Below are 21247 nucleotides of genomic sequence, written 5' to 3' on the forward strand. Positions count from 1 at the left end.
TCCGCCGCGTGCCGCCCGGCGGGTTTACGCTCTGTCGCATGGTGCGTCTGCGCTCGTGGTTCCTCGGTGAGGTGACCGAGAACCCATCCGGGCATCTGGGTCCGTACCGCAAGCCCACCGAAACCGAACACACCCACCCGTGGTGGAAAGTGATGTGCCTGACGGGCGTCGACTACTTCTCGACGCTCGGGTATCAGCCGGGAATCGCGGCCCTCGCCGCGGGCACTCTTGCACCGCTCGCCACCGTCGTGCTGATCGTGTTGACGCTGTTCGGGGCTCTCCCGGTCTATCGGCGCGTCGCCCGAGAGAGCCCGACGGGTGAAGGTTCCATCGCGATGCTCGAGAAGCTGCTGCCGAAGTGGGGCGGCAAGGTGTTGGTGCTCGTTCTGTTGGGCTTCGCGGCTACCGACTTTCTGATCACCATGACGCTGTCCGCGGCCGACGCATCGGCGCACGTGATCGAAAACCCATTCGCGCCAGCAGGTCTGGACAGCGCACAGGTGATCGTCACCCTGGTGCTGCTTGCGTTGCTCACCGCGGTCTTCCTGAAAGGGTTCACCGAGGCGATCGGAATAGCCGTCGTTCTCGTCGGGACGTTCCTCGCGCTGAACCTCGTCGTCGTCTTCGTCGGATTCTGGGAGATCGCGAAGAATCCGTCGCTGCTGTCCGACTGGCAGCACGCCATGACCGCGCAGCACGGAAACCCGCTCATGATGATCGCCGTCGCCCTCATCGTCTTTCCCAAACTGGCACTGGGCCTGTCCGGTTTCGAAACCGGCGTCGCCGTCATGCCGCAGATCGCAGCCGACGGTGACGACGCGCTTCCCAACCGGATTCGCGACGCCAGAAGGCTCATCACCACGGCCGCTCTCATCATGAGTGGCTTCCTGCTGACGTCGAGCATCATCACCACGGTCCTCATTCCGCAGGACGAGTTCCAGAGCGGCGGCGGAGCCAACGGACGCGCGTTGTCCTATCTCTCGCACGAATACCTCGGCGAGGTGTTCGGCACCGTCTACGACGTCAGCACCATCGCAATTCTGTGGTTCGCCGGGGCGTCGGCGATGGCGGGACTGCTCAACCTGGTTCCTCGCTACCTGCCGAAGTACGGCATGGCGCCGGAGTGGGCTCGCGCGGTTCGACCACTGGTGCTTGTGTTCTCGTTGATCGCGGTCGCCGTCACGCTCTACTTCGACGCCAGTGTCGACGCGCAGAGTTCTGCCTATGCGACGGGTGTTCTGGTACTCATCACCTCCGCGTCGGTTGCGGTCGCGATCTCCGCCGCGCGGAACCGTCAGCGTGTGCAGATGTGGGTCTTCTCGGTCATCGCCGTCGTCTTCGTCTACACCACCGTCACCAACATCTTCGAGCGTCCCGACGGCGTCAAGGTGGCGTCGTTCTTCATTCTGGTGATCATGGCCGTGTCGTTCTGGTCGAGGGTCACGAGGTCATTCGAACTGCGCACCGATTCGGTCGAATTCGACGAGGAGTCGCTGCAGTACATCGAAGAAGCAGCCGCTCGCGGACGGATACGCATCGTCTGCCACGACGCCCGGCATCTGGACCCGGCGGAGTACGCCGCGAAGGAAGAGCAGCAGCGCCGCGACAGCAACATTCCCGCGGACGAGCCGATCCTGTTCCTGGAGGCCAATATCCGGGATGCCTCGGACTTCAGCTCGGACCTCCTCGTCCACGGAGAGCAGAAGGGCGACTATCGGGTGCTGTGGGTCGACGCCTCGGCCGTACCCAATTCCATTGCCGCAGTGCTGCTGCAGATCAGGAACGTCACCGATGTACGCCCCGATGTCTACTTCGAATGGTCCGAGGGCAATCCGCTGGTGAACCTACTGCGTTTCCTCTTCATCGGCGTCGGCGAAGTCGCTCCGGTGACCCGAGAAGTGTTGCGCCGGGCGGAACCCGACCGAGACCGAAGGCCGAACGTGCACGTCGGGTAGGTCTAGAAGAACTGCCCGACGACGAAGCCGGCAACCAGTACCCCGGTCCCTCCGATTTCGGCGACGGCAAGGGTCCACATGAAGGCGTGGGTGCCGTGGACTGGGTTCTCGAATTGGTTGTCCGTGTCTCGCAACAGCCCGTGGACCATGTAGCTCGCGATGGCTGCGACGAAGAAGACGGTGACGACCAGTCCGGCGATCAGATTCACGGCCGTCGGGAAACCGGAGAACTCTGCCAGGGCTGCGAGGATCAGGGTCGCGAAGGAGTACATCAGAGCAGCGCGGTGTGCGATGTCGACGTAAGGGTGGGCCAGAGCCGTCGGCGACGTCGCCATCTGGCGGTACTTCCACACGCCGAGGCCCAGTGCCCACAGCAGGATCATCCCGGCGAGCAGCAGCAGTATCTTGGTGTCGATCCCCAGCATCGTGTCGTACCCCCCGTTCGTGGACGTTGCGTCAGGCGATGTCGCCTATGCAGTACCCGTTGGCCCCGATGCCCAGTGTGAACACTTGGTTCTGTTCGAATCCCGACACGTTCGTCACGTCGGCGTACACCGTCTTGTAGTCCCCGTTGGTGAAGGCCACGTAGACGCTCGCCGGGTTGTAGGACGCCGACCCCGTGAGCCTGCCCGGGTTGTTCGCCAGCGGCGCGGGCGTGGGAACGCCTGTTCCCTGCGGATCCCACGTCGGGCGGGTGTCGCAGACGAGGGGGTAGTCGCCTTCGAGGTCGGCGGGGTCGACCGGCGCTCCCGTGAATCGCCCGAGGTATCGCTCGACGGTGTACGTCGCGTCGAGGTCGGTGAACACCGGTGCGGTGCCGGTCGGGTAGACGCTCGGGCAGGCATAACCGGAGGCGATCTCGCTGCGCTTGATCGACACCGTCGACACCGGGCCGGTCCACGTCACCGCGTACTGACCGTCGACGCCCGGCTGACCGGCCGCGTCGACGATCGAGGCGACGTCGGAGTATCGCACCGGAATGTCCGTCGGCGGCACGGTCCAACACGTCGGCGTCACAGCCGGCGGCCCTCCGGCTTCCAGGTCGGCCAGGAACGCCCCCAGTGCGGACGCGGCCTGCGGATTGCCCGGAACGTCGCCGACGGCGGGTCCTGGAGGCGGTTCGGGAGTGGTCGTCGTCGCTGACGTCGTCGGGGTCGTCGCTGTGGTCGTCTCTTCCGTCGTGGGTGCCGACGGTGGATCGGTGGGGATGCCCTGCTGGCCGTCACCCTCGCACGCGGTGAGTACCAGGACTGCCCCCAGCAGCCCTGCACCGGCACGAGCGATTCTGCTAAGCGAACTCATGTTCAGCTGACCTTCCCCGTTCACGGCTTCTCCCCAGAGCGTTCTTCTCGCGACCGCCCGATACGACTACGCTAGCCGACTGTGGAACCCGTCTACCGAACTGTCATCGGCATCGCCCGCGTCGTCTTCGCGTCCCAAGGCCTGAAGTTCGAGGTGGAGGGCGAGGAGAACATCCCTGCCAGTGGCGGTGCGGTCATCGCCGTCAACCACACCGGGTACCTGGACTTCACCTATGCCGGGCTGCCGCCTCGGCGGGTGAAGCGCTACATCCGCTTCATGGCCAAGAAGGAAGTGTTCGACAACAAGATTTCCGGTCCCATCATGCGGTCGCTGAAGCACATTCCCGTCGATCGTGGCGCGGGCGCGGAGTCCTACAAGGCCGCGGTCGCGGATCTACGCAAGGGCGAGCTGGTCGGGGTGTACCCGGAAGCGACCATCAGCCGCAGCTTCGAGATCAAGGAATTCAAGTCGGGTGCGGCACGCATGGCCATCGAGGCAGGTGTTCCCATCATCCCGACGGTCATCTGGGGTGCGCAGCGAGTCTGGACCAAGGGATTCCCCAAGAGGCTGGGCCGCACCAACACTCCCATCCGCATTGCCGTCGGCGCGCCGTTGGAGCCCGTCGGACCGGCGAACGAGCTGACCGAGAAGCTGCATTCCACGATGAAAGAGATGCTGCTGAAACTGCAGGACGGATACCCGCACGAGCAGGGTGCGTACTGGGTGCCGGCACGCCTCGGCGGCAGCGCTCCGACCCTCGAGGAAGCGGACAAGCTCGACGCCGCGGACGCGGCAGCGAGAAAGGCAAAAAGGGAGGGCTGACGCCATGTCGCGCGAACCGGTGTATGCCGCGTTGACCGGGTTGGTTCGTGCGATCACCGCCGTGCAAGGCCTACGCATCATCTATCGGGGAACCGAGAACATTCCGCGCCGCGGCGGCGTCGTACTCGCCGTGAACCACACCGGGTATCTCGACTTCATGCAGGTCGGACTCGTTGCGCGCCAGGGCAAGCGGCGGGTTCGCTACATGATGAAGAAAGAACTCGAGCGCAATCCCGTCGTCGGGTTCCTGATGCGACACTGCAAGGCCATCGGCGTGGACCGCGCAGCCGGAGCCGAGTCGTATGCCGCTGCTGTGCAAGCGCTTCGGGACGGTGAACTGGTCTGTGTGTATCCGGAGGCCACCATCAGCAGAAGCTTCGAGCTGAAGGCGTTCAAATCCGGTGCCGCACGGATGGCACTGGAAGCGGGCGTTCCGATCGTTCCGGTCGCCATCTGGGGGTCGCAGCGAATCATGACCAAGGACATGCCGAAAGCATTGGGTAGACACAACTTTCCCGTGCACATCGCCGTCGGACAAACAGTTCCGCCGCACGGAACCCCCGACGAACTCACCACAGCCCTACGTAGTGGATTGGAAAGCGCCCTCGGCGTGGCGCAGCAAGGTTACGAACACCCGGCAGGCGCCCGGTGGGTACCGGCACGACTGGGCGGCAGCGCACCCACCCTCGACGAAGCAGCAGTCATCGAAGCGGACGAGAAAGCGCGGAGGGCAAAGGGATAGTCGGCTGTCCCTCGACTGCTCAGCTGGTCGAGGCGTGCCAGACCAACGCGGCGGCGAGAGCGCCTAAGCCGTTGAGGGACCAGTGCAAAGCGATGGGGGCGATGAGGCTGCCGCTTCGGTTGCGAAGCCAGGTGAACACGAATCCCGCCGCGGCCGTCGCGATGACTGCGCCGACGATGCCCACGACCTGGCCGAACAGTCCGCCGCCCAGGAAGTTGCTGAATCCGGTGTTGTTGGCGGTGAGGCCGAGCGACGAAGCGATGTGCCAGAGGCCGAACAGCAGGGAGCCGGCCGCGAACACTCCGCGCGCCCCGTAGATCCGACCCAGGGTGCCGTGCAGGACGCCGCGGAACGCGAGTTCCTCCGGGATGACGGTCTGCAGCGGAATGACGATCATCGACGCGACCAGGGCCGCCGAGATGGTTGCGTATCGATCGGCCATGAAGAACGGCCGAGTGATCGGCAGCAGTGCGCCGATCGCGATGACCGCGAGGACCAGCCCCACGGCTGCGAGAGCATAGATCGAACCGGTCTTCCACTGCTTGGGTGACAAACCGAGCTCGGACCAGCCCAGACCCCGGCGTCGGGTCAAGGCGACGAGAACGACGGCAGCGATGGGGACCGTCGCGATGCTGGCCCACACCGTCGTGAAATGCGCGATGAGGTTCGTTGCGATCAACACGAGCACGACGACGGCCACGTCGAGGTAGGCGTGGAAGCCGCGCCAGCGAGCGGCCCGCGCAGCATCTTGCGTCATGAGCATCCCGCCGAGTGTACGGATCGATGCTGAGAAACTCAGCCGTTCTCGGGCTGGGACTGGGTCGTCGTGGTCGCGGGAGCGTTCGGCGTGGTCGTGGTGGGTTCGGTCGTCGTGACGGGTGGATCGGTGGTCGTCACCGGTGGGGCAGTCGTCGTCGGCACGACGGCGGCGGTGGTGGTGACGGGTGCCGGTGCGGGAGGTACGACGGCGGGAGCAGGCGATTCCGGGACCACCGTGGCGACCTCGGCGGTGGAGGTCGTCGGGGCCGCGGGCGACGGGGACGGCGGTTCGGTCGTCGTGGTGGGCATGGTCCTCGGGACGGGGCCGGGTGCGACGTCGACCTGCGCCGGCGCCGTCGGGCGGCTCGTGGGCTCTGCCACCAGGAATCCGATACCCGCGGCGATCAGCAGAGCAACGCCGGCGACTGCCGCCCACACGACCTTCCCGGAGGCCGGACCGTGCGTCGGGAAGCCGAGTCGGTCGGTCCGATCGAGAGTGGTGGTGTTCACGACGACCCCCATCTCGGAGTCGGTCAGAATTTTCTCCCGCAGCCCGAACGGCGCGGTTGCCAGCGGAAACAGCCGGAGAATCGCGGCAGCTCCGACGACACGCTCCTGCCCGGCTCCGGCCGAACGCTCGAGCTCCTCTCGCGCCCGGGAGATCAGCGTCGACGCCCGACGTGTTCCGATCCCCAGCACCGCGGCGACGTCGGCGTCGGCGAGTCCGTGACGAATACGCAGGTCGAGGACCTCACGGTGCTCGGCGCTCGAGGCAGTTGCCGCCGTCGCGACGAACTCCTGAACGGACCGTTCCTCGTCGCTGGCATCGGGAGCGATCGTCGATGTGAAGTCGCACCGGTCGCGGCGTGGGCGGGGCAGGCACTCGGCCCGAGCGATCGCGTACAGCCAGGCCCGGAATCGTTCCGGATCGCGAAGCACAGCACTCCGCCGTGCGGCGATGAGCATCGTGTCGTGGACGACGTCGGCAGCGGCGTCCTCGTCGGCCAGCATTGCCTTCGCGTAGCTGAACAGGTGGCCGGAATGCCTGTCGTACGCGTCGCCGAGGCCCGAAAGTTGGCCTGCGACCAGCGCGGCAACGATCCGGGCGTCGGGCGAATCCTCGGACACCCCGGGCATCGTCGGCTCCCTCCCTCGTCGGTTCGCAAGTCTAAGGGACCCAGCGGCGGGCACTGCCGGAGCCACCTCAGGCACAATGACCTCGATGCCTACCACCAGCCGCGCACCCCGCCTCGTCGCCAGTGATGTCGACGGAACGCTCCTCGACCACCGCGAGAAGGTCACCGAGCGCACCCGACGCGCTGTACTGGCGATGGTCGGCGACGGCACACCGTTCGTGCTGTCGACGGGTCGTCCGCCGCGCTGGATTTCCCCTGTCGTCGACCAGCTGGGCTTCGCGCCCATGTGCGTCTGCGCCAACGGCGCCGTCATCTACGACGCCGGCACCGACCGGATCCTCGACGCCGAGGTCCTGACCGGGGAGACGCTGCACTGGCTCGCAGACCTTGCATACAAGGCCCTGCCGGGTTGCGGGCTGGCCGCGGAACGCGTCGGCGAAACAGCGCACGACGCCGCCACACCGCAGTTCGTCAGCTCGCCCGGCTACGAACACGCATGGCTCAACCCCGACAACACCGAAGTGTCGTTGGCCGAGGTCATCGACGTCCCCGCCGTGAAATTGTTGATCCGGCTCTCCAGCGCGTCCAGCGGAGACATGGTGGCCGCCCTGGCACCCCTCGTCGACGGCCGGGCCGACATCACCTTCTCCACCGACAACGGACTGATCGAACTCTCCGCACCCGGCGTGACCAAAGCATCGGGCCTCGCCCTCGTCGCCGAACGCCTCAACGTCCAGGCCGCCGACATCGCCGCATTCGGCGACATGCCCAACGACGTCCCCATGCTGCACATGGCAGGCCTCGGCGTCGCAATGGGCAACGCACACCCCGCAGCAGTCGCCGCAGCCGACGAAATCACCACAACCAACGCCGACGACGGCGTGGCCAGAGTCCTCGAACGCTGGTGGTGAGCTCCGTCTCCGGACCGAACGTGACGTTCAGTCACTTCAAGTGACCGAACGGCACATTCGCTCACTCACCCGGTCCACTTTGGCGGCGCCGGTCGGTGCGACTGGGTGGGACGGAGTGCCCGATACTTTCGAAATCGGCGGACTTCCGCTGTTCGTCGAAGTATCGGGCAATCCATTGCATCGGGCGTGCACGAATGCGGGTTTCGCCCCCCTGACGGAAGCGAACGTGACGTTCGGTCACTCCAAGTGACCGAACGGTTCATTCGGTCGCCCTCGCCTCGACGGTTGGCTGGTGCGCGGACGGAGCGGAACGCGGCGCATCAGGTGGTCACAAGCCGAGGTCGGACAGGCTCGGATGCTCCGCCGGTCGCGGTGCATTCCGGTCCCAGAAGAACTTGCGCTCGCTTTCGTCGATCGGCACGTCGTTGATGCTTGCGTGGCGGTGCGTCATCAGGCCGTCCTTGTCGAAGAGCCAATTCTCGTTGCCGTAGGCTCGAAACCATTGACGCGAATCATCCTGATACTCATAGGCGAAGCGGACGGCAATACGGTCGTCACTGTGCGCCCAAAGTTCCTTGATGAGGCGGTACTCGTGCTCGTGGTTCCATTTACCGCTAAGGAATTCGACGATCTGCGCACGGCCGGTCACGAAAACGGACCGATTCCGCCAGACGCTGTCGATCGTGTAGGCCAGCGCAACCACCTCGGGATCACGGCTGTTCCAGGCATTTTCGGCCAGCCTGACTTTCTGTACCGCTGATTCGTCGGTGAACGGCGGAACCGGTGGCTTCGTGGTGGTTTCCACATTTGCAGTCATTGATCGTCCTTCGCTTCGAGGGTTGGTCGAGGTGCTCTGCCCATGTAGACAATGCTGTCTACATGGCAAGAACGTACGCCATGTAGACAGGCTTGTCCACATGCATGTGGCGCCGGTGGACAGATTTGTCTACTCTTGCGACGTGAGCATCTCCCAGACTCTTGATCCGCAGGTCGACGTGTCGGCCCTCCCCGCTCGGGAGCGGATACTGGCCACCGCGTATCGGCTGTTCTACCGCGAAGGAATTCGAGCAACCGGAGTGGACAAAGTGATCGCGGAGGCAGGCGTCACAAAGGTGACCTTCTATCGCCACTTCCCAAGCAAAGACACGCTGATCCTGGCGTTCCTGGACCTACGGCATCGGCGTTGGATGGAGTGGTTCGTCGACGCGTTGGACCGCTACGCTGCAGGCAACCGTCGCAGGCCCGTGGTGGTCTCGGCAGTCGAGGAGTGGCTGACCTCGGATACCTTCCGAGGATGCGCCTTCATCAACAGTGTCAACGAGATCGGGGCTGAACTGCCGGAGGTGTACGAGATCGCCACTCGCCACAAGGCCGATATGGTCGGGGCTATCAAAGCGACACTTCCGCCGGGCCCCAACCGAACCCGCGCGGCACAAGCGCTCGCAGTGGCGATCGATGGCGCTGTTGTACAAGCTCAGTGCCAGCTCGACGCCACATCGGCAGTCAAGGCTCTGACGACGATCGCGTCGACGCTGCTGCCGGAAGGCAGGTAGCTGAGCTCCGCCGGTGCATGCGCAGTGAGATGAATTGCCCGATACTTTCGAAATCGGCGGACTTTCGCTGATCGTCGAAGTATCGGGCAATCCATTGCATCGGGCGTGTACGAATGCGGGTTTCGCCCCCCGACGGGAGCGAACGTGGCGTTCGGTCACTCCAAGTGACCGAACGGTTCATTCGGTCATCGGTGGGGTCGGTCATCGGTGGGGTCGGTGGGGGAGGGAGCGGAGATGGGTCGAGCGGCGATTCGGTGGATTCGAATCGCCGCTCGACTGAGGGTGGTGATTTACGGTGCCGGTGCGGGCTCCGGGGCCGGGGCCGGCTCGATCGGGGCTGCGACGGGGTTCTGCATCTGCTGCTCGTAGGTGTCGTTGTAGGTCTTGATGACCGTGGTGACGATGCCGGTGAGCTCGTTGAAGATCAGTGAACCGTTTTCGAAGTCGGTGCGCAGACCCTCGGGGACGCGGTATTCGTCGGTGGTCGGCAAGCCGAGTTCGCCGTTCTCTCCGCCGAGTGCCATGAACTGTTCGAAGATTTTTCCGATCACGGCAACGGCTTGGCCGGCAAGGGAAGTGAAGATGGAGCCGTTGGCGAACTGTGCGGCTTCGCCTCCGCCCTTGACCTGGACGAGGCCGCTGACGGGGGTGCCGAGGGTACCGGTTTCGCCGCCGGATGCCAGCCACTTCTGGGCGATGGGGTTGGAACTGGCGAGGCGAACCAACTCGTCGACAAGTCCTGGAATGTTCTCTCCCAGAGTGCTGCTCGCGTCGGAGGTCGGCAGGGACGAATCCGTGGTGGTGTCGGATTCCGTGTCGGACGGTGCCGGAGCGGTGTCGACGCTTCCTCCGCCGCCGAGGTTCGCGGCGGCGATGTCGCGAATTTCGTCCATCTTGGCGTAGGCGCCGTCACCGGGACATGCGGTGTTACCGACGTCGCGGTGCGCGAAGATGACCGGCAGGTCGACGCTCTGGCCCTTGCCGACGAAGGTGAAGTTGGTGCCTTCGCTCGTCATCGTCGTCTCACCGTGTGGGTCGAGACCTGCTTTGCCCAAACGCCATCCGAGGAACTTGCCCACCGAGTCGAGGGTTTCGGTCGACGGTGCTTCGCTGGAGTAGTCGCCCATCATTGCGATGCCCATGGTGTTCTCGTTGAAGCCACCGGCGTGTGCGCCCTGGACGGGACGGTCGAGTCCGCCTGCGCGGCCTTCGAAGATCTGACCGTACTTGTCGACGAGCACGTTGTAGCCGATGTCGCACCAGCCGAGCGTCTGTGCGTGGTAGGCGTAGATCGCCCGCACGATCTCGGCCGATTCGTTCTTGGAGTACTCGTTGCTGCCGGCGGTGTGGTGCACCGTCGCACCGCCGAGGAAGTCGTCGTACGTCGGTGTGGCGCAACGGATCGACTCGTCGGCGCCCCACTGCGACCGCGAGATGACCTTCGGTCCTGCGTTGCCCGCGACCGGAGTCGCGATGTCGGCGAGCGCTGAATCGGCGGGGGAGCTGCCTGGCTGGATCAACACTGCGCTGATGTCGGCCAGTGCGTCCGCCACCGGGGTGTCCTGCTGACGCAGCGGCTTCGAAACCGATGCCGGGGTGTATCCCAGCTCCTGTTCCGGTGCTGGTGCCGCCGCGGGTGCGGGGGCAGGTGCAGCGTCGGGTGCCGGCGCAGCGGGAGTGGCAGGCGGTGTCAGAAGAAGCTGAACGGCTTTCGTGGCTCCGACGAAGATGGGCTCGGTGCCCTTCTTGTCCGGCTCGGCCGCGACGTCGCTGGCTGCGGTGTCGATCGGCTCGGTTGCGATCCACGGACCCCAGGACCCGTCGTCGAGCTGGCGACGAACCTGCGCGACGGCACCGTCCACGGCGGTCGACGTCAACGCGACCATGCTGAACGGATCGTCCTGACGCAGTTCCTTCACGACCGCTCCGAGCGGGGCGCCCGGGTCGTCGCCGGCCGGGAGTTCAGCAGGCGGGGCGATCGGGGCCGCGACGTCGTTGCGGCCCGGCACCGGCGCCTGGGCCGACGGGCTCGTCGGGGACGGCACGGTGATGCCGGGGATTTCGGGAATCTGGATCGGCGGGATGGTGATGTTGTCCGGAAGCGGCAGGTACTTCAGATCGGACAGGCGCAGGTCGGGCAACGGCAGACCCGTCAATTCCTGCAGAGGAACGACGATGTCCGGTGCCGCAGTCAGTGCTGTTTCGACGATCTTGGTCGGCACGGTCACAGGGGTGGTCTCGTTTGCCGATCGAACATCGGTGGACGCGGAGTCGCCGGAAATGCTGTAGACCGCCACGGGACTCGCGACGGCCAGCAAGGCGACAGCGCCGAGAACGATCGACGGCTTCGTTCGACGGTGCAAGGCGGTACTCCCTGGTTGTTGGTGCGTGCCTGTCCGACACGATTCGAACAGGCTTGCGAATTGCTTCGAGATTGACTACTCTTCTGTCACAGGAGTCACATCAACCTCATCCGACACAAGGCTAAACCTTAGCTTGAGAGTTAGCCACCTCATGGATTGACCGGCCCACGGCGCGTCGGCATAGGTTTGTTCCGTGACTGTTCACTTCATCGGCGCAGGACCGGGCGCGGCAGATCTGCTGACGCTGCGAGCCGTCGAGCATCTACGCACCAGCCCGGTATGCGTTTATGCAGGTACCTACGTAGACGACGCGATTCTGGACCACTGCCCTCCGGGCGCGCGGAAAGTCGATACCGCGAAGCTCGACCTAGACCGGATCACCGCGGAACTCGTCGGTGCGCACGAGCGCGGCCAAGACGTCGCACGGCTGTGCTCGGGTGATCCATCTCTCTACTCGGCGCTCGCCGAGCAGTCCGCGCGTCTCGACGAAGCGGGTGTTCCGTGGGACGTCACGCCTGGCGTGCCCGCGTACGCGGCTGCTGCGGCCGAGTTGCGCGTCGAGCTCACGGTCCCGGAAGTAGCCCAGTCGGTGGTGTTGACGCGAGCTCATGCCCGTTCGACGGCGATGCCCGACGGCGAGAAGCTGGCCGCGTTCGCCGCGACCGGGTCGACGCTCGTGCTGCATCTGGGGATCACTCGCACGAGGCAGCTCGCCGACGAGTTGACGGGGTACTACGGTGCCGACTGCCCGGCCGTCGTCGTCTTCCACGCCAGCAAGCCGGACCAGCTGACGTTGACGGGCACCCTCGCGGACATCGCGGATCAGGTCGACGCCGCCGGATTGAGACAAGCAGCGGTGATTCTGGTCGGCCCCGCCCTCGGCCGCACGCCCGGACGGGAACGACCCGAGAGGCTTGCTGTGGAGTCTCATTTGTACGACGCGAATCGAGCCAGGACATGAAGGTCCATCTCGTCGGTGTCGGTGGCGGGCATCCGGATCAGGTGACGGTGCAGGCGATCGAGAAGCTCCAGCAGGTGGATGTCTTTCTCGTTGCCGACAAGGGCGACGGCGTCGGCGATCTGGCCGAGGCGCGGACGGAGATTCTGCGGCGCCATGTGACGGGGGACTACCGCGTCGTTCAGGTGCCGGACCCGGCGCGGGATCGGAAGCCGAGTGACTACGGCACGGCGGTGACCGACTGGCACGAGGCCCGGGCGCGTGCGTACCGGGAGGTCCTGGACGGCCTGCCGTCGGACACTGTCGTGGGTTTTCTGGTGTGGGGTGACCCGTCGCTCTACGACAGCACCATTCGTGTCGCCGAGCAGTTGGGCGTGGAGTTCGACGTCACGCCGGGTGTGAGCAGTGTGTCGATGCTGGCGGCGTCGCATCGGATCGTGCTGAACCGCATCGGTGGACCGATCGTGATCACCACGGGCCGGGCTTTGCAGAAGGACGTCGCGGCGGGTGCGGACAATCTCGTCGTGATGCTCGACGGCGGCTTGGCCTGCCGGGAGTTGGTCGGATCGCGGCCATGGGACATCTACTGGGGTGCCAACCTGGGAACGGAAGATGAAAAGTTGGTGGCGGGCGTTCTCGACGACGTCATCGACGAGATCGCGTCGATCCGGGCCGAGCTGAAGGCTAGACACGGCTGGGTGATGGATATCTACGTACTGCGTGCTCGGCGCTGACGAGTACCTGCGGAGCCTGCAGGAGCGACCAGGGGAGGCCGGGAGCGGAGCCTGCAGGAGTGACCATGGGAGGCCGGGAGCGGAGCCTGCAGGAGTGACCATGGGAAGTGAATGCTCCGCTGTCGGATACCCTGGTTGCCCGTGACTGCTGTAAGCCCTGAGCCCACCTCATCCGATGCATCCGTGACCGGCCGATTCGACCTGATCGTCGTCGGATCGGGGTTCTTCGGCCTGACCGTGGCGGAGCGTGCAGCGTCCCAGTTGGGCAAGCGCGTGCTCGTGTTGGATCGTCGCCACCACCTGGGCGGTAATGCCTATTCGGAGGCGGAGCCGGAGACGGGTATCGAGATCCACAAGTACGGTGCCCACTTGTTTCACACGTCGAACAAGCGTGTGTGGGAGTACGTGAACGAGTTCACGGAGTTCACGAGCTATCAGCACCGTGTGTTCGCGATGCACAAGGGCCAGTCGTACCAGTTCCCGATGGGGCTGGGCCTTATTTCTCAGTTCTTCGGCAAGTACTACTCGCCGGCGGAGGCTCGCGCTCTCATCGAGGAGCAGTCCAGCGAGTTCGACGCGAAGGATGCGCAGAACCTCGAGGAGAAGGCGATCTCGCTGATCGGTCGCCCGCTGTACGAGGCGTTCATCCGCGATTACACGGCCAAGCAGTGGCAGACCGATCCGAAGAATCTGCCGGCAGGCAACATCACGCGTTTGCCGGTGCGCTACAACTTCGACAATCGCTACTTCAACGACACCTACGAGGGTCTTCCCGTCGACGGTTACACCGCGTGGCTCGAGAACATGGCGGCCAGTGACCTCATCGAGGTTCGCTTGAACACCGATTGGTTCGATGTCCGCGAGGAACTGACGAAGGAAAGCCCGGACGCGCCGATCGTCTACACCGGCCCGCTGGATGCGTACTTCGACTACTCCGAAGGTGAACTCGGCTGGCGCACGCTCGATTTCGAGACCGAGGTGCTGCCGACGGGTGACTTCCAGGGAACGCCGGTGATGAACTACAACGACGGCGACGTCGGCTACACCCGTATCCACGAGTTCCGTCATTTCCACCCCGAGCGGGAGTACCCGGCCGACAAGACGGTCATCATGCGCGAGTTCTCTCGGTTCGCCGAGAGCGGCGACGAGCCGTACTACCCCATCAACACCCCCGACGACCGGCAGAAGCTCGAGGCGTACCGGAACCGCGCCAAGGCGGAAACCGCGTCGAACAAGGTGCTGTTCGGTGGCCGGCTCGGCACCTACCAGTACCTGGACATGCACATGGCCATCGCCAGTGCGCTGAACCTGTACGACAACACGCTCGCACCGCATTTCGAGACCGGTGCGTCGCTGGCGGGGGACAAATGACGGCCAAACATCTGCTCGACGACGGAATCGCCGACGTAGCACCTGTTCTCGGCAAATCACTGCTGCAGCGGATTCTGCTGCCGCGGTCCGGGGAGCCGCTCGACGTACGCACCCTGTACCTCGAAGAAGCCAAAACCAATGCCCGACGGGCACACTCGGTCTCGCGTACGTCCGTCGCCATCGGTGCGGAGTCCGAGGTGTCCTTCGCAACGTACTTCAACGCGTTCCCGGCGAGCTACTGGCGTCGCTACAGCATCCTGAAGTCCGTCGTGCTGCGTGTCGAGGTTTCCGGGCACTGCCGAGTCGACGTCTACCGGTCCAAAGCCGATGCGTCTCGCATTCACGTCGAAGGTCGCGAAGTGACCCCGAGTGATGCGGCGCAGGAATTCGAGATCGACCTCGGTCCGTTCGAGGACGGTGGCTGGATCTGGTTCGACATCACCTCCGACTCCGAGGTCGTTCTCGAGAGCGCCGGCTGGTACGCGCCGATCGACGCACCGGGTGAGGCGAGCGTCGCCGTCGGCATCCCGACGTTCAACCGTCCCACCGACGCCGTGAAAGCCCTTGTCGCGCTTGGCTCGGACCCGCTGGTTCTCGACGTCGTCGAGGCCGTCATCATGCCGGATCAGGGCACCCGCAAGGCCAAGGACGAGCCCGGGTTCGACGAGGCCGCAGCCGGTCTCGGCGGCAAGTTGGCGGTCCACGATCAAGCGAACCTCGGTGGCTCCGGCGGATACAGCCGCATCATGTACGAGGCGTTGAAGAACACGTCGGCGCAGCACATCCTGTTCATGGACGACGACATCGAGATCGAGCCGGACTCGATTCTGCGTGCGCTCGCGATGTCGCGGTTCGCCAAGGTCCCCACCCTGGTCGGCGGTCAGATGCTGAACCTGCAGGCGCGCAGTCACCTGCACGTCATGGGTGAAGTGATCAACCGCGGCAACTTCATGTGGACCGGCGCTCAGAACGTGGAGTACGACCACGATTTCTCCGAGGACCCGCTGCGCTCGTCGAAGCTGCTGCATCGCCGCATCGACGTCGACTACAACGGCTGGTGGATGTGCATGATCCCCCGCGTCGTCGCCGAGGAGATCGGCCAACCGCTGCCGCTGTTCATCAAGTGGGACGACGCCGAATACGGTTTGCGCGCACGGGAAGCCGGATATCCGACGGTCACCTTGCCGGGTGCCGCGATCTGGCACATGGCGTGGAGCGACAAGGACGACGCCATCGACTGGCAGGCGTACTTCCACCTCCGCAACCGCCTGGTGGTCGCCGCGCTGCACGCTCCGGGCAACGGACGCGGCATCGTGGTCGACACCGTCAAGGCGACCGTCAAGCACCTACTGTGCCTGGAGTACTCCACCGTCGCGATCCAGAACAAGGCGATCCGCGACTTCCTCGCCGGACCCGAGCACATCCTCGACATCCTCCCCACGTCGCTCGGCGAGGTGCACGCACTGCGCAAGACCTATCCCGACGCCGTCGTCGTCGGATCCTCGACGGAACTGCCGCACGCATCCGGTGAGGAAGTCGGAGCCGTCGGCGAGCCGAAGAACCCGCTCGCGAAGGTCAAGCGCCTCGCGTCGGGACTGCTGCACAATGTCCGGCCCGCACACGAGCGGCACCACGAGCGCCCGCAGCTCAATGTCCCGACACTCGACGCTCGCTGGTTCCTGCTGTCGCAGGTGGACGGCGTCACCGTCACCACCGCCGACGGGCGAGGGGTCGTCTACCGCCAGCGCGACCGAGACAAGGCAGCAGCGCTGCTGAAGGAAGCGATGTCGCTGCGAGCCGAGTTGTCGCGCCGGTTCCCCGAACTGAAGGGTCGCTACCGCGACGCCGTCCCTCACCTCACCAGTAAGGAAACCTGGGAACGTGTCTTTCGTTACGAGGCGTAAGAACCAGACCGAATCCGCCGCCGAGGTGCGCGTCCTGTCGGCGATCCAGTCGACGATCGGTGCACAGCCCGGCGTGGTGTCGGTCGCGAGGGGCATGTCCCACTTCGGCGAGCACGCACTCGGTTGGGTGGCTGTGGCAGGCATCGGCGCCGTCGCCGATCCCGGGCGGCGCAGGCAGTGGGCGGGAGTGGCCGTCGGAGCAGTCGGCGCGCACGCCGCGTCGATAGTCGTCAAGCGCATCATCAGGCGCCCTCGTCCCAACGATCCGTCGGTGAAGATCAACGTGTCGACACCGAGCAAGCTCAGCTTCCCGTCCTCGCACGCCACGTCGACCACAGCAGCCGCCGTGTTGCTCGGTCGGTTGACGGGGCTACCCTTGCCTGCGGTCCTGGTACCGCCGATGTTGCTGTCGCGGCTGGTGCTCGGCGTGCATTACCCCACAGATGTTCTTGCAGGATCTGCGCTCGGCGCTTTGTCTGCAGCCGCAGTGTGCAAGTTCGAAGGAGACAAATGAGCGAGGAAGCCACCGCCGTCGGAGCGCCACCGAAGAATCTGCTCGACGGTGTGATCAAGGCGCTTCGTCCACGTCAGTGGGTCAAGAACGTTCTCGTTCTCGCGGCGCCGCTCGCCGCTGGTTCGGTGACGCAGGCCGATGTGCTGGCGCCGGTCGCGCTGGCGTTCGTCGTGTTCTGCCTCGCGGCGTCGGGTGTCTACCTCGTCAACGACGCGATGGACGTCGAAGCCGACCGGGCCCACCCCACCAAGCGTTTCCGTCCGATCGCCGCGGGTGTCCTTCCGGTCAACCTCGCGTACGCGATGGCTGTGGTGTGCCTGGGCGGTGCGATCGGCCTGTCGTTCATCGCCAACTGGAAGCTCGCGCTGGTCATCGGCGTCTACATCGCGATCCAGCTGGCGTACTGCTTCGGCCTCAAGCATCAGGCCGTGCTGGACATCTGCATCGTGTCGTCGGGCTTCCTGCTGCGCGCGATCGCCGGTGGCGTCGCCGCGTCGATTCCGCTGTCGCAGTGGTTCCTGTTGATCATGGCGTTCGGTTCGCTGTTCATGGCCGCAGGCAAGCGCTACGCCGAGCTTCAGCTCGCGGAGAGCACCGGCGCGAAGATCCGCAAGTCTCTCGAGAACTACACCACCACCTACCTTCGCTTCGTCTGGACGCTCTCCGCCACGGCAGTCGTGATTTGCTATGGACTGTGGGCCTTCGAACAAGACGCCGAGACGAACACGAACTGGTTCGCCATCTCGATGATTCCGTTCACGATCGCGATCCTGCGCTACGCGGTGGATGTCGACGGTGGGCAGGCCGGTGAGCCCGAAGAGATCGCGCTCGGCGACAGGGTGCTGCAGGTGCTGGCTCTTGCGTGGATCGGAGTAGTCGGTGTCGCTGTATACGTCGCCGGCTGAGGTAGATCAGCAGGCTTCGCGCGGGGGCCTGACGAGCAAGGCGATCTTCGCCGTCGGCGTCATCGTGACGTCGGTGCTCTTTTTCATCGGGGCCTGGGAACGGCGCTGGATCGCCGACGACGGGCTGATCGTCCTCCGCACGGTGCGCAACCTGTTGGCGGGCAACGGGCCGGTGTTCAACGCAGGCGAACGCGTCGAGACGAACACGAGCACCATCTGGACCTACCTGGTGTACGCGGGCAGTTGGCTCAGCGAGGTGCGCCTCGAGTACGTGGTGCTCACGATCGCGCTCGTCCTGTCGACTGCAGCCGTCGCAGTGGCCATGATCGGAACGTTCACGCTGCATCGCGCCGGTCGCTGGACCGGCGGCATCACCGCGTTCCTTCCGGCCGGGGTGCTCGTCTACATCGCGGTTCCTCCGGCACGTGATTTCGCGACGTCCGGGCTCGAGACCTGCCTGGTGATCTTCTGGATCGCCGTGCTGTGGCTGCTGATGGTGCGCTGGGCGACTCGGGACACCAGCACCGTGGGCGTGCTGTTCCTGGCGTTCTGGGCCGGCCTCGGCCCGCTGGTGCGTCCGGAGCTGGTGATCCTGTCCGGTCTGTCGCTCGTCATGATCTTCCTGGCCCGGCAGAGCTGGCCGAGTCGCGTCCTCGTCTTCGCTGTCGCGGGTGCGACGCCGGTGCTGTACCAGATCTGGCGGATGGGCTACTACGGTCTGCCGTATCCCAACACCGCGGTGTCCAAGGATGCAGGCGGAGCCAAGTGGGCGCAGGGGTTCGACTACCTGTGGAACCTGCTCGGCCCGTACATGCTGTGGCTCCCACTGATCCTTCTCCTGCTCGCGGGTGTGGTGTCCTCGTCGCGCCCGACGGTTCCGCGCACCATCCGTGACGCGCAGGGTTGGCTCCGCAGCCCGACGGCCGTCGTCGTGTTCGTTCTGGTGGGTGGCGTGCTGTCGCTGGTCTACGCGGTGCGCGTCGGCGGCGACTTCATGCACGGACGGACCCTGTTGCCCGCCCTCTTCACCCTTCTGCTGCCGGTGGCGGTCGTACCGCTCCGAGTCCCGACGAGCATGTCCGACGTCCGTCAGGTGGTCGTCTTCGCCGTCGGAGGTCTCGTGTGGGTCACGACGGTCGTGTGGGCGTTCTTCGCGGCGAACACGACGGGTATGCCCGAGGGCTCGATCGTCGGAAGATCCGGCATCGTCGACGAGCGTGCGTTCTACGCGCTCAACACCGGTCATGCGCATCCGATCCTGGCGTCGGACTACCTGGACTACCCACGCATGCGCGCCATGGTCGAAGCCATCGACAACACCCCGGACGGCGGTCTGCTGCTGCCGAGCGCACAGTTCACCTACTGGGATGTCGTACCGCCACCGTTGCCGATTCCTCCCGGCGGCGCCGGCCACACGGTGTTCTTCCTCAACTTGGGCATGACCAGCATGAACGTCGGCCTCGACGTTCGGGTGATCGACCAGATGGGTCTGGCGTACCCGCTGGCGTCGCACACCGAAAGGTTGGAGAACGGCCGCATCGGTCACGACAAGAACCTGTACCCGGACTGGGTCGTCGCGGATCTCGGAATGGTCGGAGAGCACCCGTATCTGCCGTGGTACATGGACGAGGACTGGGTGACGCAGGCTCGCGTCGCGTTGTCCTGCGCGGACACGCAGGAGCTCATCGCGTCGTACCGGGCGCCGTTGACGAAGGAATTGTTCGTTCGCAACATCAAGCGGTCGCTGTTCTACGCCGGATATCGATTCGATCGCGTTCCGGAATACGAAATACAACGATGTGGTTTGGAGCCTCCGATTCTGGAAGGTCACAATTAGTCGATCGGGTCGCGTCGCAATCCGTTCGTCGCCAAGATGGGATATCTCATTTCGGTAACGGACAGCGCCTCACGGACGATGTATGCGAAAGATATGTGTGACTGCCCCTGGTCTGTCGGCCGGGTCAGCGCTCTCGATGAGCGTCGATGGAGGGGCATGACCGCCGAAACGGGTGTTACGTGCAGTGACTGCGCGGTTCACCGACACTGCTGAGAGGTCGAATGCATGCTGGGTAGAACGAAGAAGGGTGCCGGGGGGCGCCTCCGCCGGATAGCTACATCTCTGGTGATGGCTGTTGCACTGCCGCTCGGTCTGGCCGTGGTCGGAACAGGTGCGACCGCCAGCGCCGCGTTCGATCCCGGTGCCCAGGATTTCTGGACCGATTCGAGCATGGGCCCGATCAAGAGCAGGATCTGGCGTGCGGCCGACGGCAACACCGACCGCGTCGTCTACTTGCTGGACGGACTCCGCGCCACCAACGACATCTCCGGTTGGGAGCACGAGACCGACGCAGGTGCCTACCTTGCGTCGTGGAACATCAACGTCGTTCAGCCTGTCGGTGGACAGTCCAGCTTCTACTCGGACTGGTACGCGCCCTCGAACTTCAACGGTCAGAAGTCCACGTACAAGTGGGAGACCTTCCTGACGCAGAACCTGCGCAACAACCTGCGGGACCGTCTCGGGTTCAATCCCAACCGCAACGGCGTCGTCGGCATCTCCATGGGCGGAAGCGCGGCGTTGACGCTGGCGGCGTACCACCCGGATCAGTTCTCCTACGCGGGTTCGCTGTCCGGTTACCTGAACATCTCGGCACCCGGAATGCGCGAGGCCATGCGAGTGGCGCTGCTGGATTCCGGTCGCTACAACATCGACGCCATGTGGGGTCCTCCGTGGGATCCGGCGTGGCTGCGCAACGACCCGTTCGTCTTCGCTCCGCGTCTGCGTGACAACGGCACCCGAGTGTGGGTCTTCGCAGGTAGTGGTCTGCCCGGTGGTCTCGACCGCCCGCGCAGCTTCATCGACTACTACAACACCGGCAATGCAATGGGCCTCGAGGCGATCGCACTGGCGAACAGCCGCGCGTTCCAGATTCGCATGGCGAGCATCGGTGCGAACAATGTCACATATGCGTTCCCTGCCGTCGGCACCCACCAGTGGGGCTACTGGCAGGAGCAGGCGCACATCATGGCACCGGATCTCAGCGCGAACATCGGCTGATTCTGCCCGCTCGACACCCGCAGGCCACCTTGTTTTGTGAGAAATCACTGGTTTGACAGGGTGGCCTGCGGCGGTCGCGCGGGATAGTGTCACAGTCTGATATCGCCCTCGAAGCAAGCACGAGATGCAGATCACAGTTTTGCTTCGGGGCGAAGGAGTGGAATAACCTCCCTTCGGTGCGTATGTCCACTGGACGTGTGCGCTTCACAACTTCATACCCAGTACTACGGCCCGACGGGGCCGAAGACAGCCCTGTTGGAATG

At 64.8% G+C, this 21247-nt stretch carries 19 protein-coding genes; 13 read left to right on the plus strand and 6 right to left on the minus strand.

The annotated features are described in order from the left end of the window. Nucleotides 1–38: 38 nt before the first annotated feature. On the plus strand, nt 39–1955 hold the full coding sequence (locus CH289_RS09990) for an APC family permease (protein ID WP_020111788.1): 1917 nt from the start codon (nt 39–41) through the stop codon (nt 1953–1955). A gap of 2 nt (nt 1956–1957) precedes the next feature. Here CH289_RS09990 and CH289_RS09995 read toward each other — a convergent pair whose 3' ends face one another. Continuing rightward, the gene (locus CH289_RS09995; RefSeq protein ID WP_019667109.1) at nt 1958–2380 is read right to left on the minus strand and encodes a hypothetical protein; all 423 of its coding nucleotides are present in this window, start codon (nt 2378–2380) and stop codon (nt 1958–1960) included. Between the two features lie 31 nt (nt 2381–2411). Next, complete coding sequence (locus CH289_RS10000; protein ID WP_249277286.1) at nt 2412–3257, minus strand: hypothetical protein; 846 nt, start codon at nt 3255–3257, stop codon at nt 2412–2414. An 81-nt stretch (nt 3258–3338) separates the two neighbouring features. On the opposite strand from CH289_RS10000, the gene CH289_RS10005 reads away from it, so the two are divergent. Both CH289_RS10005 and CH289_RS10010 read left to right on the plus strand, forming a co-directional pair. After that, complete coding sequence (locus CH289_RS10005) at nt 3339–4079, plus strand: lysophospholipid acyltransferase family protein (RefSeq protein ID WP_019667111.1); 741 nt, start codon at nt 3339–3341, stop codon at nt 4077–4079. Nucleotides 4080–4083: 4 nt separating this feature from the next. Continuing rightward, nucleotides 4084–4821 carry a lysophospholipid acyltransferase family protein gene (locus tag CH289_RS10010; protein ID WP_037140701.1) on the plus strand — a complete coding sequence of 246 codons (738 nt, stop codon included), beginning with the start codon at nt 4084–4086 and terminating at the stop codon, nt 4819–4821. Nucleotides 4822–4840: 19 nt separating this feature from the next. Here CH289_RS10010 and CH289_RS10015 read toward each other — a convergent pair whose 3' ends face one another. Both CH289_RS10015 and CH289_RS10020 read right to left on the minus strand, forming a co-directional pair. After that, a complete protein-coding gene (locus tag CH289_RS10015; protein WP_019667113.1) occupies nt 4841–5584 on the minus strand; it encodes a CPBP family intramembrane glutamic endopeptidase in 744 nt (247 codons plus the stop codon). A 32-nt stretch (nt 5585–5616) separates the two neighbouring features. Continuing rightward, nucleotides 5617–6717 (minus strand): RNA polymerase sigma factor, encoded by a 1101-nt coding sequence (locus tag CH289_RS10020; RefSeq protein WP_020111792.1) that lies wholly within the window; start codon nt 6715–6717, stop codon nt 5617–5619. Nucleotides 6718–6793: 76 nt separating this feature from the next. Here CH289_RS10020 and CH289_RS10025 point away from each other — a divergent pair, with 76 nt between their 5' ends. Continuing rightward, nucleotides 6794–7627: a Cof-type HAD-IIB family hydrolase gene (locus CH289_RS10025; protein WP_020111793.1), complete on the plus strand. Its 834-nt coding sequence runs from the start codon at nt 6794–6796 to the stop codon at nt 7625–7627. Between the two features lie 328 nt (nt 7628–7955). Here CH289_RS10025 and CH289_RS10035 read toward each other — a convergent pair whose 3' ends face one another. After that, on the minus strand, nt 7956–8444 hold the full coding sequence (locus tag CH289_RS10035) for a nuclear transport factor 2 family protein (protein WP_094727849.1): 489 nt from the start codon (nt 8442–8444) through the stop codon (nt 7956–7958). A 142-nt stretch (nt 8445–8586) separates the two neighbouring features. Here CH289_RS10035 and CH289_RS10040 point away from each other — a divergent pair, with 142 nt between their 5' ends. After that, nucleotides 8587–9180 (plus strand): TetR/AcrR family transcriptional regulator, encoded by a 594-nt coding sequence (locus CH289_RS10040; protein WP_020111796.1) that lies wholly within the window; start codon nt 8587–8589, stop codon nt 9178–9180. 290 nt (nt 9181–9470) lie between these two features. Here CH289_RS10040 and CH289_RS10045 read toward each other — a convergent pair whose 3' ends face one another. Further along, nucleotides 9471–11543, minus strand: coding sequence for an N-acetylmuramoyl-L-alanine amidase (locus CH289_RS10045; RefSeq protein WP_020111797.1), 2073 nt, complete (start codon nt 11541–11543; stop codon nt 9471–9473). A gap of 193 nt (nt 11544–11736) precedes the next feature. Here CH289_RS10045 and CH289_RS10050 point away from each other — a divergent pair, with 193 nt between their 5' ends. The 8 genes from CH289_RS10050 to CH289_RS10085 all read left to right on the plus strand — a co-directional run bounded on the left by CH289_RS10050 (nt 11737) and on the right by CH289_RS10085 (nt 20984). Further along, nucleotides 11737–12504: a cobalt-precorrin-4/precorrin-4 C(11)-methyltransferase gene (locus CH289_RS10050; protein ID WP_020111798.1), complete on the plus strand. Its 768-nt coding sequence runs from the start codon at nt 11737–11739 to the stop codon at nt 12502–12504. Further along, entirely contained in the window at nt 12501–13235 is a 735-nt protein-coding gene (gene cobF / locus CH289_RS10055) for a precorrin-6A synthase (deacetylating) (RefSeq protein ID WP_094626813.1), read from the plus strand. The genes CH289_RS10050 and cobF overlap by 4 nt, the downstream gene beginning before the upstream one ends. 111 nt (nt 13236–13346) lie before the next feature. After that, nucleotides 13347–14606, plus strand: coding sequence for a UDP-galactopyranose mutase (gene glf, locus CH289_RS10060; RefSeq protein WP_373454687.1), 1260 nt, complete (start codon nt 13347–13349; stop codon nt 14604–14606). After that, nucleotides 14603–16510: a glycosyltransferase gene (locus CH289_RS10065; protein WP_037140687.1), complete on the plus strand. Its 1908-nt coding sequence runs from the start codon at nt 14603–14605 to the stop codon at nt 16508–16510. The genes glf and CH289_RS10065 overlap by 4 nt, the downstream gene beginning before the upstream one ends. Next, the gene (locus tag CH289_RS10070; protein WP_170949282.1) at nt 16488–17024 is read left to right on the plus strand and encodes a phosphatase PAP2 family protein; all 537 of its coding nucleotides are present in this window, start codon (nt 16488–16490) and stop codon (nt 17022–17024) included. Before CH289_RS10065 ends, CH289_RS10070 begins: the two co-directional genes overlap by 23 nt. Then, nucleotides 17021–17929, plus strand: a complete 909-nt coding sequence (locus CH289_RS10075) for a decaprenyl-phosphate phosphoribosyltransferase (RefSeq protein ID WP_019667124.1) — start codon at nt 17021–17023, stop codon at nt 17927–17929. The genes CH289_RS10070 and CH289_RS10075 overlap by 4 nt, the downstream gene beginning before the upstream one ends. Next, nucleotides 17904–19766: a flagellar motor control protein ZomB gene (gene zomB, locus CH289_RS10080; protein WP_019667125.1), complete on the plus strand. Its 1863-nt coding sequence runs from the start codon at nt 17904–17906 to the stop codon at nt 19764–19766. Before CH289_RS10075 ends, zomB begins: the two co-directional genes overlap by 26 nt. Nucleotides 19767–19991: 225 nt before the next feature. Beyond that, nucleotides 19992–20984, plus strand: coding sequence for an alpha/beta hydrolase (locus tag CH289_RS10085; protein WP_026348133.1), 993 nt, complete (start codon nt 19992–19994; stop codon nt 20982–20984). The last annotated feature ends 263 nt before the right edge of the window (nt 20985–21247 follow it).

The sequence above is a fragment of the Rhodococcus sp. RS1C4 genome, assembly GCF_002258225.1.
In the GTDB taxonomy this organism is placed as follows: domain Bacteria; phylum Actinomycetota; class Actinomycetes; order Mycobacteriales; family Mycobacteriaceae; genus Rhodococcoides; species Rhodococcoides fascians_E.